Origin of the sequence: Desulforhopalus singaporensis, assembly GCF_900104445.1 — a bacterium.
In the GTDB taxonomy this organism is placed as follows: Bacteria; Desulfobacterota; Desulfobulbia; order Desulfobulbales; family Desulfocapsaceae; genus Desulforhopalus_A; species Desulforhopalus_A singaporensis.
The window spans coordinates 101,601-115,054 of record NZ_FNJI01000013.1 but is presented as its reverse complement, the minus strand read 5'-3'; the positions used below and the strand labels follow the sequence as shown (position 1 = coordinate 115,054).

At 46.0% G+C, this 13,454-nt stretch carries 13 protein-coding genes and 1 pseudogene; 1 reads left to right on the top strand and 13 read right to left on the bottom strand.

Going from position 1 to position 13,454, the window contains the following annotated elements; translation table 11 throughout:
• Positions 1-552 precede the first annotated feature (552 nt).
• From BLQ17_RS10840 to BLQ17_RS10810, 8 genes are all read right to left on the bottom strand, one after another.
• Entirely contained in the window at positions 553-1,347 is a 795-nt protein-coding gene (locus BLQ17_RS10840; protein WP_176761182.1) for an energy-coupling factor ABC transporter ATP-binding protein, read from the bottom strand.
• Between the two features lie 99 nt (positions 1,348-1,446).
• Complete coding sequence (locus BLQ17_RS22200; protein ID WP_143005486.1) at positions 1,447-1,623, bottom strand: DNA-binding protein; 177 nt, start codon at positions 1,621-1,623, stop codon at positions 1,447-1,449.
• Positions 1,624-1,657: 34 nt separating this feature from the next.
• Positions 1,658-2,659, bottom strand: a complete 1,002-nt coding sequence (locus BLQ17_RS10835; protein WP_092222694.1) for a sugar ABC transporter substrate-binding protein — start codon at positions 2,657-2,659, stop codon at positions 1,658-1,660.
• A gap of 99 nt (positions 2,660-2,758) precedes the next feature.
• Positions 2,759-3,898: a double-cubane-cluster-containing anaerobic reductase gene (locus BLQ17_RS10830; protein ID WP_092222692.1), complete on the bottom strand. Its 1,140-nt coding sequence runs from the start codon at positions 3,896-3,898 to the stop codon at positions 2,759-2,761.
• 79 nt (positions 3,899-3,977) lie between these two features.
• Entirely contained in the window at positions 3,978-4,730 is a 753-nt protein-coding gene (locus BLQ17_RS10825; RefSeq protein ID WP_092222690.1) for an acyl-CoA dehydratase activase, read from the bottom strand.
• A gap of 43 nt (positions 4,731-4,773) precedes the next feature.
• Positions 4,774-5,730, bottom strand: coding sequence for an ABC transporter permease (locus BLQ17_RS10820; protein WP_092222688.1), 957 nt, complete (start codon positions 5,728-5,730; stop codon positions 4,774-4,776).
• A gap of 4 nt (positions 5,731-5,734) precedes the next feature.
• Complete coding sequence (locus BLQ17_RS10815; protein ID WP_245695108.1) at positions 5,735-6,439, bottom strand: ATP-binding cassette domain-containing protein; 705 nt, start codon at positions 6,437-6,439, stop codon at positions 5,735-5,737.
• Between the two features lie 619 nt (positions 6,440-7,058).
• Positions 7,059-9,002, bottom strand: a complete 1,944-nt coding sequence (locus BLQ17_RS10810) for a sigma-54-dependent Fis family transcriptional regulator (protein ID WP_245695100.1) — start codon at positions 9,000-9,002, stop codon at positions 7,059-7,061.
• A gap of 217 nt (positions 9,003-9,219) precedes the next feature.
• On the opposite strand from BLQ17_RS10810, the pseudogene BLQ17_RS10805 reads away from it, so the two are divergent.
• Positions 9,220-10,340: pseudogene (locus tag BLQ17_RS10805) on the top strand (IS3 family transposase).
• A gap of 82 nt (positions 10,341-10,422) precedes the next feature.
• On the opposite strand, the gene BLQ17_RS10800 reads toward BLQ17_RS10805, so the two are convergent.
• The 5 genes from BLQ17_RS10800 to BLQ17_RS23695 form a co-directional block, all read right to left on the bottom strand.
• Positions 10,423-10,779 carry a hypothetical protein gene (locus BLQ17_RS10800; RefSeq protein WP_092222682.1) on the bottom strand — a complete coding sequence of 119 codons (357 nt, stop codon included), beginning with the start codon at positions 10,777-10,779 and terminating at the stop codon, positions 10,423-10,425.
• A 42-nt stretch (positions 10,780-10,821) separates the two neighbouring features.
• Positions 10,822-10,968, bottom strand: coding sequence for a hypothetical protein (locus BLQ17_RS22590; protein WP_176761181.1), 147 nt, complete (start codon positions 10,966-10,968; stop codon positions 10,822-10,824).
• Positions 10,969-11,013: 45 nt separating this feature from the next.
• Positions 11,014-12,051 carry an asparaginase gene (locus BLQ17_RS10795; protein WP_092222681.1) on the bottom strand — a complete coding sequence of 346 codons (1,038 nt, stop codon included), beginning with the start codon at positions 12,049-12,051 and terminating at the stop codon, positions 11,014-11,016.
• 274 nt (positions 12,052-12,325) lie between these two features.
• Complete coding sequence (locus BLQ17_RS10790; protein ID WP_407919122.1) at positions 12,326-12,676, bottom strand: transposase; 351 nt, start codon at positions 12,674-12,676, stop codon at positions 12,326-12,328.
• Positions 12,677-12,990: 314 nt separating this feature from the next.
• The gene (locus tag BLQ17_RS23695; protein WP_176761180.1) at positions 12,991-13,152 is read right to left on the bottom strand and encodes a hypothetical protein; all 162 of its coding nucleotides are present in this window, start codon (positions 13,150-13,152) and stop codon (positions 12,991-12,993) included.
• Positions 13,153-13,454: the final 302 nt, after the last annotated feature.

Here is a 13,454-nt window from a genome sequence, read left to right as displayed (position 1 = left end):
GAGGATCAGAAGATATTACGACAGCGGGCCGCTGTATTGGCAACGGCTTTCAAAAAGCATCCGCAACGGTTTAAAGGCAAAATCCCACAGCCGCTAGCCGTACCGAACGCGGCCTGGATTAATCCTCCGAAATTGCAGGCAACTAATGAAAAAACAAAATGAATTTTTGTTTTCTCAATAACAAACATAGGTTCAGTATGTTGGTCATGGCATTCAAGGTTAACGGAGCGCAGCGGAGTTACCCGAAGGGCTTGGCCTTGACTGTTATGGCCAACATGCTACTCGTATCAACACAAAGAAGGTAGTCTAAATTACCAACAAAGGTGTCTCATTTTCATTGACACATTCCGTTGCATCGTCATTCTTTTTGGTTGGGATACAACCCTTGTATTTTAAGCAATCCAGGTTCGCCGTTACATTTCACAAACATTTATTTCATTCTATTTTTATACACCATTTTTAAAAGGGTGTTACCAAAGTCCTTATTGACAATAAAACAGGTGAAGCAGAGTCTCATTTATTCCCCTGATTCATGTTGTTGCTTTTTGTTGCCTACTTAAGAGCCCGCACAAACGTCTCAGGAGTCAAAGCCAGTTCATCGAGCTCAAAAAAGGAGCTTAACCGAGCAATCTGCGGTTGGCGTAGGCTGCATGATTCCAACAAGTCTTTGTTGCGAAAAGCAGTACTGGAGGGGCCATCAAACAGGATTCTTCCATTGTTCAAACATACTACCCGACCAATCTGTTCTGCGACAAAATCCATGTCATGGCTGATTATGATAACGGTCTTCTGCTCTTTCTTGAGCTGATCAAGAACTGCTTTTAACAGACCCAATTCCCTCGCATCCATCCCTGCCGTTGGTTCGTCGAAGACAACAACAGGAGTATCCATTGCAACAATCGAGGCCAGTGTAACCCGTTTACGTTCACTGTAACCAAGGTCATAGGGGTTGGAACTGGCCAGCGGTCCAAGGGCAAAGAGCGAGAGGGACTTTTCCACAAGACTGTGGACTCGATCCTTTGCGTAGTGCAGATTTTCAGGACCAAAGGCAACCTCGTCCCATACCCGGCGTTTTGAGATTTGATCATCGGGGTTCTGGAAAGACAAGGCGACCTTTCGTGACAATGCAGCCACGTTCAACTTCTCTGTTTGCTGGCCGCCGATCCGGCCCCTGCCTCCCGATGGTCGTAAAAGCCCGTTCAGATGTTTGGCAAGACTCGTTTTGCCTGAGCCGTTGGGTCCGATCAACGCAATACGTTCACCCTGGTGGATAATAAGAGAAATATTGCTCAGTGCTGTCACTTCTTCACTATATCGAAACACTACATTCTCAAGGCGTATATCCACAATCGTCACCGCTTAGGAAGTGAAAAACCGGAAACAGTTGCTGCAAAAGTAGACGGCAACGACCTTCCCTTTGTCCAAAGTCCGACTTTGCTTGCCAATTCAGCGCTCTTGGTATATGGCATCCAGGCGAGACCCGCCTCTTGAATTTTTCTGCTGGTCAAAACCTGCTCGGGTGATGATACAGGCAGCTTCTATGTTGCGGATCTGCACCAGGGTGTCGAGTTCAACTTTCAGGTCCTGGCCGGGTTGTAATCTCAGCGCAAGAGGTTTAAGCATGATCTTTCCTCTGGACAGGCCGTGATAGCGCCGACTATCGAATCCCTTTATTTGCCAGCGGCGCGACCAGGCCAATGTTGTCTTTATGTACCAAACCGCCCCCGGTATCGAGCTCGAGACCGGTAAATCCGTATTTTCGGGTAAATACGATCTGGGCAACGGACAAATACCCGAGCAGATAAGGCTGCATCTCTGAAACCAGATCGACATAACCATTTTCAATGGCTGTGGCGGTGGCAGGAGAGAGGGAAAAACCTCCCACAAAGATCTCATCCGGTTTGATGCCTGCAGTTCTGAGGAAATTTTCCGTTTGGGAGGTGAGGGCACCGTGGTCTATCAACATCATCTTGCAGTCGGGGTGACTTGAGAGGTAGCCGGTGACAATGGGAGTTCCCATGGCTGAATCCTTGTCGACTTCCGGGCTGATCTCAATATAGTCGACTACGATACCGGCCTCTTTCAGGGTCCGGATCATGGCCCGTGCTCTCCGTCCCCTATCTTCAAGACGCTTCAGCCCCCAAATCATCGCCCGATCTCCTTTCTTCAGACCAGCGCGTCTTAAAGACTCTTCTGCCAAGCTGGTGCCCATTTGGTCGTAATCTGTACCGATGAATCCAAAACCTTTGGACTTGTATTTCTGCAGTGTCGCAGGAAGACCTGTGTCTACACAGGTTACGGTTATACCTTTATTGAAAGCTTCATCGATAAAAGGGGCCAGCGGGTCATCACCGGGCAACCCCATCAACACAATACCATCTGGTGATGCGGCCATTGATTTCTTGAAATTCTCTACAACTTTTTCCGGATTCCAGTCCGAATAAAGATATTTAACCTCCGCACCTAAGTCACTTGCGGCCTGCATGGCGCCATTTTGTACGATTGTGTTATAAGGGCCGCCGACCGGGCCACCCGTATCAAACCAGATGGTAATACCCTGACCGAGTTGCGGGAGCTTATCTCCTGCCAGCGCATTCGTTGTGATCATAACCAACCATATTGCCATAACTGCGAAAATTTTAGCTGATTTCTTTCCCATGTCTTCTCCAGATAGTATTGTAAGGTTTATACGTAGCGTACTGTTCTCATTTTAAATAAGTGTTCGATACCACTATTTCTGAGGTCATCCGATTACAACCTAAAGCATTTCAAGATAGGCCTCGATGCGCACCCTCAACTGTTCGGAGTCACTTTCTGCATAATCGGTTTCAAGATGCAGTGTCGGCAGACCAGAAGATTCCTGGACGAATTCATCCACCAGAAACGCTTCCACGTTGTAGGTGTGACATGCCTGCCAGGTAAGGTCGATAACACCATCCACATGAAAGTCTCGGATCATCTCCGCCAAGAGCGCAAAACGTCCGAGGTTGGGGCTCATGACCGAGCAGGGAGTGGCAAGGTATTGCTCCGCCAGTGCCTCCATCGGGGGCTTGCTCTCATCCACAGTAAAGGCCTGTTTGTATCCTGAACAGTTTTCAAAGGCCACAACGTCAGCACCGAGCTGCTCGATGATCTTGACGACCTTGTCACTGCCCAGGCCGACCGGAACACCGGTCAATAAGATACGTTTTGCTTTGCCGGGCGCTGACGTATCGGGAAGAAAAGCACCTTCCCGAGCCTTGGCCGTAACCTCTTCCATAAACGAGATACCCATTTTTTTATCTGCAAGGAATCCGACCTTGAAAAGTACCTCCAGCATCTGGGTACCCTTGAGAGGAGCAGGTATTGCCTTATTCACATCCATAAGAGTCTTCCGAGCCTGACGTTCTCTGTTCATCAGGGAAATGGCGGAACGGAGACGGGTATCATCAATCGCGACCTTGGTTGCATCTTCAATGATTTTCTTGAAACGTTCCAGCTCACTGCGCCAGAGCGACATGGACAGTTCGGCGTCCTGGTTCTGTGGTAGCTGCAGCACATGAGTTGTTTTCTGTCTGGAGAGCAACTCAAACATTTTCTTTTTGCCATCACATGTCGTGTCGCCGATGATGATGTCCGAGGCACGAAAATAGGCGCAGGTGTCGCTTACTGCAAAGCCGTAGCTGCTTTTTATGAGGGGACAGAGATTGCGGGGTAACGTCTCTTCCGCAGCTGCAACGGGGTCGTTGCGCGTTCCACAGAGGGGAAGCGGTATGGCTCCCCCGGCAACAGCGATCTCCATCGGTGAGTAGAGGCAATAAAAGCCGACAGCTGTTTGTCCATTCTCCCTGGCCTGCTCAATATCCACAAGGTTCTGTTCCGATATCTGTTGCAGATTGTTCATAATTGCTGATTTCATTCCATATCCTTACACTTTTCGGTCACAACTTTTTCAACACAGCCAATCAGATGTGCCACCCCTTATTCTTAACCATTCTTTACCCGGCGTCCCTGGCAAGAAACGCGGCTCCCAGAGCGCCGACCAGCTGCGGATCATCGGGGACGAGCACCTTGCGATCCAGTTTATCCGCCAGGAGTTGCTGCATACACCGGTTAAGCGCAACTCCTCCGGTGAAGACGATATCACCGTCCCCTAAAACCCGTTTGAGCATTTGCACAACCCGACCTATGACACTTTTGTGCAGAGCCATGGCAATATCTTGCGGACTGCAGCCCTGAGCGATCAGAGACGTAACCTCTGATTCGGCAAAAACGGTACACATGCTGGAAATAGTCAGCTCATTCTTGAACTGAAGCGCTTCATCTCCAAAGGTATCAATCTCAAACCCGAGAGACCTCGCCATGATCTCCATAAACTTCCCGGTTCCCGCAGCACACCGGTCATTCATTTCAAATTTTTTCACCCTGCCATTGCCGAGAACCGATATGGCTTTACTGTCCTGACCACCAATATCAAGGACGGTGGTTCCCCCAGGAAAAAGGACCCGGGCGCCGACGGCATGAGCTTTGATTTCAGTTACGGTTGGTGCATCAAAAGAGATTTCAAAGAGGTTGCGCCCATAACCGGTTGCCATAATGGAGTCGTAGGTAAGTTCGCGGGTCATTTCTTTAGCTCTGACCATGGGATTGAAACCGCTATCCGCCTGCCGGCTACCAACTATTTGCCCCGCTTCATCAATCACCACCAACTCAATTGTGCGTGAGCCGATATCTATTCCTGCGTATCGCATATTATTTTGTCATTCCTTTTATAAATCGAAAAGTTGAAGGCTCTCAGGTTCGTCGAGTTTTCAAAGCCACCGCATAGACAGAGACGGAAACCACTATCACCAGGCCATGTGCAAGCCGTGTCCAGTACCCGGACAGACCGCCACTGATGATCCCGGCCTCCAGTATTCCTATGATGATCGATCCTGTTATCGTGCCGAAAATGGTTCCCTGCCCACCAAAAACCGACGTCCCGCCTAGAAATATCGCAGCAAAGACAATGAGTAGATACCCTTCGCCCTGGGTGGGCCACCAGCTGGCCATTTCCAGACAGACCATGACCGATGCCAGGGCGCTCATCAGCCCCATCGTGATAAAAAGCCCGATGCGGACATTATCCGTCTTCACTCCCATCATTGTCGCGGTGGTTATGTCATCGCCGATAAAGCGAATATCGTCTCCCCATATGTGCCTGTTGAGGATCATCCAAAAAAACAGAGCAATCACCAGACACCAGAGACTCTGCATGGGTAAGCAGTCAAAGAGCCGGCCAACCAGTATATGGTGCAACGCCGTCTCCCGCAGTTCTGTTAAGTTAACGGCAAGACCATCGGCGAGAAGGGTTGCGGTGCCCCGCCAGAAAAATTGCGTTCCTATTGTTGCAATGATGGCGGGAACTCCAATCTTCACGACGATCAAGCCGTTACATAAACCGGCAAGAGACCCTGTAGCCAAAGCACCGAAAAGACCAAGCACAGGGCTTGCCGTAGCCTGCGAGATCGAGGAGAAACAGAAGCCGGAAACTGCCATGATCGCCGGAAAAGACAAATCAAGCTCTCCTGCAACGATAAGCAAGGTGAGCCCCAGCGCCAGAAGTGCGGCAAAAGGGATAGTGGACATAAACGCTATATAGATGCGGCTATGCAGGAAGGTCTGCGGGCTGAGGTGGATAAACAGGCCAAGGAGCCCTACCAAAAGCGAGAGAATGCCGCACTGGAAGCGGTATCGGTATAACGTCTTCATACAGTTATTTATCGCCTCTGATTGCAGAGTTTGCGGAATACTCTTCAAGTCTTTCAAAGAGCTCGGCGACACTTGTCTTTTCCTGCAGGCTCTGATGGACAATTGTACCTCTATCGACAAAGAGGAAACGGTCGGCAACTTCATGGACGTGATGCAGGTTATGGGAAATAAACAATGCGGATTTACCGTTCTCTGGGATTGACCTGACAAACTTCAAGACCCTGCCGACCTCTTTCACCGCCAGGGCGGTGGTCGGCTCATCAAGAATCGTAAGATTCGAGTTAAAGAGCATTGCCCGGCCAATTGCCAGCCCTTGGCGTTCTCCCCCCGACAGGGTACTGACCAGGGCATCGGCAGATACCCCGACACCACGCAAGCCGAGGCTTTGTTGCAACAGGTGCAGAGTCATTTTTTTCTCTTTGGCGACATCAATGAAACCAAGACCATTCCGTATATGGCGACCGACAAAGATATTTCGCCATAACGGTTGTTTTTCTCCCAGACAATGATCCTGATAGACCGTCTCTATGCCAAGTGAACGTGCCTTATGCACCGAGTAGTGCCGGAGGTTGACCTCATCTCCATTTATCTGCAGGGAACCGGAATCGGGGCGTAACACCCCTGAGAGTATTTTACTGATGGTTGATTTACCGGCACCATTATCACCAATAAGAGCCACCACCTCCCCCCTTTTAATTGACAGGCTCACGTCATGCAAAGCCTGTACTGCTCCAAATGACTTATGTAAGGAGGTCGCCCTGATTATGATGTGAGTGGACATTGAGTGACGCGAATAGACATCATGTAAATGGTGTTTTCCCGAACATAACGAAGCCAATCAACGCAACTGTCCCAGGGATATTGTTTTTCTAACAGAAAAAACGAATATTATTTAAATATCTGACAATTACAAATACTGTTTATAGATATATCCCAGCAAATCCATAGATATTTCCGATAGAACGACCAAGATTATTGGCTCTACCTCAAAGAAGGGGATGAAAAAGTTCCCGTAAAGAAAAAAGGCATACCAAATAATTTTGGTATGCCTTTTTGTGGCTCCTTCTATTAAATAAAAATCAGGATAATGCGACAACTATATTGACAGAAGTTGACGACCAGTGGTCAAAATCCGGAATCCGTTCTGTACACAGAATAACATATTGATATACATATATTTTCATTACTTAAAAATCATTTTTTCCTTTTTTGTTCCATGTTGTGTTATCTCGGGCATAAAAAATGACTCGTGTTTTTGTTGACAAGAAATTGATTTTATTCAGTTCTAACTGAAATTATCTGTAAACATATATTATTGATGCTAGCAGTTAAACCGTCTCAATCCCAAATTCCTTAACCTTTCGATACAGAGTTGTACGTGAAACCCCCAAGATCTTGGCTGATTGGGCCATATTTCCATGGCACGCATTGATTGTTGTATTAATTAATTCTTGTTCCATTTCGCGCAGAGTTCCTGAAGTTCCTTTGTTTGGAACAGTGGATTTAACCTGGAGGTCAATATGGGTAGCCTGCAGCTTCCCACTATCACAAAGATGTAAACCTCTCTCTATTGTATTCTCAAGTTCCCGTACATTTCCAGGCCAGCTGTAATTTACCAGTTTTTCAAGCGCATCGGAAGAAAGCGAAGTTCCAGGACTAAAACGTTTAATAAAGTGCAGAGCAAGAGCTTCGATATCCTCCGGACCTCTCTCGCGAAGTGGTGGAAGAGTTATTTCGATAATATTTAGTCTATAAAATAGATCCGTACGGAAGCGATTGTGTTTAATTGCCTTTTGCAAATCAACATGTGTAGCTGCTATTATTCTAGCATCAATTCTACTAACCTTGTTGGCACCAATGCGCTGTACCTCACCTGTCTGCAAGACACGAAGTAGTTTAACTTGCATGTCGTGCTGCATATCCCCGATTTCGTCCAGAAGAATTGTGCCACCATCTGCTAATTCAAACTTACCTGGTCTGCCATTTTTCGAGGCACCAGTAAAGGCTCCACCAACATAGCCAAAGAGTTCACTCTCCAGAAGTTCGCTAGGTATTGCGCCACAGTTTATAGGTATGAATGCTTGTTCTCGGCGCTTACTACCATTATGGATTGCTTGTGCAAAAAGTTCTTTACCAGTGCCTGTTTCTCCAAGCAATAGTACTGTGGATGAGGACTGTGAAGCACGAATAGCCAGATCTATTGATTTTCTAAATGACTTAGAGCTGCCAACTAAAAGATCAAATGTAAAAATTGCTTTTGTACCTGAAACTTTGTTTGCAAGTTTTTTAATATCTTTGAATTCATTGAAAAACAATACTGCCCCAAGCAATTCATTTTTTTCGGAAACTACAGGCCGAGCGGAATAATACAAATGGACATCTTGCTTGTCTATTTGAAGACTGACTTCGCGTTCCTTCCAATTTTTTGGGTTTAGTTGAATGTCTTCCAAGTTAAGACTCAAACTTTCAATTATCGAATTTTGTTTTCCATCAAGACCACGTTGTTTTAGAATTTGGTTGCCTTTTTTGTTTATCTTCAAAATTCGCATTTCTCTATCGAGAGTGAGAATACCAGTTTCTGCAGATTCAATTACGCTATCAAGAAAACCTGTGTAGAGTAATTTTTCATGGTTCCTCCTGAGCAAACGCATATGCTTTTCAATGGAACGCGCAGCCATGGTAATCATAACAAGAGTGTTAGGATGGAACACACTATTTAATCCCACTACAACTAGGACTCCATCAAGATTGTCCTGTTTTCCGAAAACTGGCGCTGCACAGCTGCAGGAACCATGTGCCTGCCGACAATAATAGTCTTGAGCGTTGAGTTGAATAGGAATTTTTCTTTTGAGGCAAATACTTATTGCGGTCGCGCCAACATCTTCTTCTTTCCAGCGATATCCTGGTAAGCCTTGCCTTTTTGCAAACGCTGACTTTACCTTTTCACTACCAGCAACATGGAGGATATATCCGTCACCACTTACATAAGCAACCATGAATTCCTCTGGGGAGAGTAATTCATAAAAATCAGATATACTGGGAATAACAACCGTAAGAATTTCCTTATTTTTTTCCACCTTAGCATCGAACTCAGCCGGAGATAATCTAACTTGGTTCTTATCTCGTTTTTCACGGTTTATTCCATATTGCTGTGAACGCTTGTGTGAGGCAATTATTTCCCGCTGCATCCTTTCGCTACTTGGTATTACATCTCGTGCTGTTTGATACTTCATATCAGAACCATTAAACTGAAAACTGAGGAAACTTGCCACACACAAAAAAACATGTCCAATAATGATACAACATTTTAATAGACCTTGGAAGTAATTACACAACTTTCTCCATTGCTCATTTCGAGTTGCGACAAGATGAAATCGATTACATTTCAACGTGTTAACAAGGACAACTGACATCCTCCCTGAAAGCTGGCCATATCAAAATTTGAGATTTTCAGGCAAACTGCTCCAAAGCCCAGGGAGGTAATGAGCCATGAAAAGATTGAAATTTACAGAAGAGCAAATCACCTTTGCTTTGCACTCAAGCAGGCAGAGACGGGGACCAAAGTCGAGGAGGTATGCCGGAAGATGGGAATCACCTAGGCTACCTTTTATAACTGGAAGAAAAAATATGGCGGGCTCGGCCCCTGTGAGCTGAGACGTCTGAAACATTTTGAGAAAGAAAATCGGCAGCTGAGAAAAGCTTGTTGCTGATCTCAGCCTTGATAAACAGATGCTCCAGCACGTGCTCTCAAAAAAGTTCTGAAACCATTCAAGAAAAGAGAACTTGTTGATGTCCTTAATCTTCGCTACTGTGTCGGGAAATGGAGGTTGTTCATTAGTTGGCCTGTCCCGTTCAGTCTACTTATATAAGTCTGTGAAAAATGACCGAGTCTTGAAACAGCGCATTTGTGAGATAGCTACAGTCCGAATCTGCTATGGTTACCAGAGAATCCACACGCTGCTCAGACGTGAAGGGTGGCACGTCAACCACAAGCGTGTATATCGGGTTTATTGTGAAGAAGGATTGCATCTGAGTAAGAAGCGTCGAGCCCGGGTGGCGTAGCGGCGGCTCATCGTGCAATACGCCCATCCGCGCGCAATTTTCACTACTTCTGTTCGATGGATTTCGTCTCCGACAATCTGTTCAATGGCCGCCGCATCAGGGCGCTAACTATAGTCGATAATTCTATGGAATGTCTGGATATTTTCGCCGATCTATCCATTAAAGGTCTGGATGTCGTGACTGTGCTTGAACGACAGCGCCTCTTTGGAGGGCGCTGTCCGAAGCGTATATTTGTCGACAACGGCCCTGAATTCATCTCGAAAGAATTGGACAAATGGGCATATGAACAAGGCGTTGCGCTTGATTACAGTCGTCTTGGTCAACCTACTGGTGACGCGTTGATAGAATCGTTCAATGGGAGTTTTCTCGATGAATGCCAGAATACCAACTGGTTTCTTTCACTCAGCAATGCTAAAAAGAAAATAGAGGTCTGACAGAAAGAATACAATGAATTCAGGCCACATTCATCGCTAGGAAATTTAACGCCACAGGAGTTCCGGCAAGAACATCAGAAAATTCAAACTTTGACTGGTCCGGAAAACGGATGAGGATCACAATTTCGCTATAGTCAACTTAATTTCAAACAAAAAAATTGTCATAGCGAATTCAAAAGATTCTATTTTCTCAAAATTAAACTCTGGGTCTGCACACCGGAGTAGACATTGTCGGGAATTTCCTGGGTGCCGAAAGAGTCATGTTCGAGACAAAACCACCGAGTACCACCGCATCTTTTTTTAGGTCATACATCTGCTTAATAAGCAATCGCAATCGGCGATTGATCCCCACTGCAATCCTGGAGACGATGCAGTAAAAAAGTTCGGTTTTGTTTGTTCGGAATGATTCGTTTTTCCCGCTGGAAATCTGCCAGACTACAGCCCCGTTGCTGGTAAAAGCACCACTGCTGTGGGAGTTGCCGTCGAGAAAGGCTCCTTCACTGATGAGGGCACCGGTAACCATGGTGCCCACGTGGAGCGAAGAGCCGGGCATCCCTCGCAACAGCTCTATATCACCTTCTAGAACAATTCCAGCTCACTGCCGAGGTGTCGATTCATGAAAAAGCCACTCATTGGGCTCATAGGTACGCTGTTTGCTTTCGGCAAGGAAAATGGCGAGATCCTCTTCATTGGTTCCCGTTGTCCTGGCAGCTTGTTTTATAATATTTTTTTTAACGAACATTATTTTGTTCCTTTTTTTATCGCTCGAACATTTTCAGAATGTAGCTCAGTCGTGGTTGTTGCCGGCTATGATCAAATCGTCTCTCACCGGGGTTTCTACCAGATTTTTAATCTCCGCAAACACCTCTGTTTTGCCCATGGCCCACATCAGTTTAGGAACCAGGGCGTCGGTATTCATGTCTCTGGCGTAGATTATTTTTTCAAGTGGAAGTTTGCGGCCCACTTCGTAGACCTGCAGATCTACTCCTTCTTTGAGGCATTGAGTTGTTATTGCCACGATAATCCCGTCTTCGACAAGTTTATCGACCCGGCCAGCCAGATCCAGTATTTCCGTGGAGATGCCACCCGTACCGTAGCTCTCGATGATCACGCCTTTGTAGTTATCTCGAATAAAATCGAATATCTTTGGGTGCAGGCCGGGAAACAGTTTCAGCACCAGGATGTTTTCCTCCAGACCGGAGACTAGATTTTTCAGGTTAGACCTTTTTTCCTCCGATAGCTGATTCTTTGCAAAGACCCTCCTGACCGATTCTGTGTACTTAATCCTGTTGTGCTTGATCCAGGCAACCAGGGGATAGTTGACGGACTCAAAGGCGTCGTAGCTGCGGGTCTTGGTTTTGATTGCACGGGTACCGTTGATTACCTTTCCATCAAAAACGATGAAAACCCCTGAGATATTTTCCCCTGCCAGGAGCAGGGCGTCATGCAGATTTTGAAGAGCATCGGTCTTGCTGTCGGCCATTGAATACTGGGCTCCCGTCAGGACAACCGGCTTGTCCACCCCCTGCAGCAGATAGGTGAGGGCGGCACTGGAATACGCCATGGTGTCGGTTCCGTGGGTTATGACAAATCCGTCATAGTCTTCACTAGCCTCGACGATCTGACGGGCTATGGTCAGCCAGGCGTCGGGGGTCATGTTGGAGCTGTCTATATTCATGACACTCTTGCCCACCACGTTTCGCTCCAAAAGGTCGGGCTGCATGCGTTTTAACAGGTCTTCAACCGTGTAGTGCGGCCGCAGCCCCTGACCGTGGTCGGAGCAGACAATTGTACCCCCAGTTGCAAGAATCAGTATATTTATCACTTATTTTTCCTAGGTTGCTGCATTTTCGATGGAAAAGAAAAGGACGCTTATTGGTGTCCTCCCCCCATAACTACTTCTTGTTTAACATTAGAAAGGCTCGCAATAAATACATTATTAATCCGGCGGGCATTTAGACTTAAACTTTTCGTATATTTTAGTTAGGCGTCAAATTGATTGAGGTAAAAACAGCCAGATAGTCAGATGCGAACCCGAAAGCGGCATCCGGATTAGACGTATTTGCCCACCGGATTAATAACACGGTGGGCAAATAGGTTTATGCGATATAAGCAATCTTCTGATGCTTACAATATTTTGCAACCATTGTAGGTTTCTGCTGCAGCATTTTCATATGGCCAAGTACTTTCCCTTCAAAGAGTTTCTCGCCTCGCGCAGGAATGGATTTCTTTATTCCTGCCTTGACATCGCAATTCAGATACTCATCAGGATTGAGTTCAGGTGAGTATGCTGGCAGATAAAACACCTCAATTTCATGCTTTTGTTTTTCCAACCAGGCTGTAACCAGATTAGCGTGGTATACTCGAAGATTGTCGAGAATCCAATACACCTTACGATCTGCATCCTTGATCAATCGTTTCATGAAGTTCAACAAGACTCGTATCGTCATTGTCTCCTTGTAGATCATGAAACGAACAAGACCACGATTGTTGATTGCTGAGATCATGTTATTAATCCGGTGGGCATTTAGGTTAAATTTGTAACTTTAAAATCATTTAAAATCAGACAGTTAGTGTGTGTTGTGGCTGATAAAAAAGCCCGCCGGATTGATAATAGGGAAAAGCGCTTGGAATTTATATCGACAACAGGTGTCTTTCCTTTCGGCGCATAGCCTCGACTGTGTTGACAGTCATTCCTTACTCCGCTTTTGTCTCCCAAATAAATCTCAGCACCTTCTGCCTGAGCCGGATTCTTAATATCAGGTTAGGTTTCATCCAGCCATTGCTGCACAGCCGCCGGACTTTGTTCGTAAGCCCTTTTGATCGACAAGGGTTCCTTGGTTAAACGTTTCTCATCATCTAGAAGTAACACAGGGTCGTTTTTGGGTTTTATAATGCTTTCAAGAGTGGTGAGATCGCTAGCCAATTCTCCTTCTTTTTCCGGCGGTACATTTCAAATGCATTTTAGACGGCTGTATGACTGCCTATCAGGGTGCTTTTCCCAACGAAATGCATACCCTAAACTGACTCTTTTAAAAAAAAGGTGGAAATGGTTACAATTGAGACCAAAATTGTAGCCGCAAAACAGATAAAAAGTTTTGATGTAAATTTCCATCAACTAACATTCATTTCTAGCATTTTCATATTTACAGAATTTAGTGAGATGATTATCCACTGAGTCGATTTTAAAGAAAATTTATTCCTTTACCACATATATGTTACTAGACA

Bases quoted from the DNA above. Each gene is read 5' to 3' on its own strand.
- BLQ17_RS22200 (WP_143005486.1), bottom strand. From the start codon at position 1,623: ATGCTTAAACCTCTTGCGCTGAGATTACAACCCGGCCAGGACCTGAAA.
- BLQ17_RS10835 (WP_092222694.1), bottom strand. From the start codon at position 2,659: ATGGGAAAGAAATCAGCTAAAATTTTCGCAGTTATGGCAATATGGTTG.
- BLQ17_RS10830 (WP_092222692.1), bottom strand. From the start codon at position 3,898: ATGAAATCAGCAATTATGAACAATCTGCAACAGATATCGGAACAGAAC.
- BLQ17_RS10825 (WP_092222690.1), bottom strand. From the start codon at position 4,730: ATGCGATACGCAGGAATAGATATCGGCTCACGCACAATTGAGTTGGTG.
- BLQ17_RS10820 (WP_092222688.1), bottom strand. From the start codon at position 5,730: ATGAAGACGTTATACCGATACCGCTTCCAGTGCGGCATTCTCTCGCTT.
- BLQ17_RS10800 (WP_092222682.1), bottom strand. From the start codon at position 10,779: ATGCCCGGCTCTTCGCTCCACGTGGGCACCATGGTTACCGGTGCCCTC.
- BLQ17_RS22590 (WP_176761181.1), bottom strand. From the start codon at position 10,968: ATGTTCGTTAAAAAAAATATTATAAAACAAGCTGCCAGGACAACGGGA.
- BLQ17_RS10790 (WP_407919122.1), bottom strand. From the start codon at position 12,676: ATGACGATACGAGTCTTGTTGAACTTCATGAAACGATTGATCAAGGAT.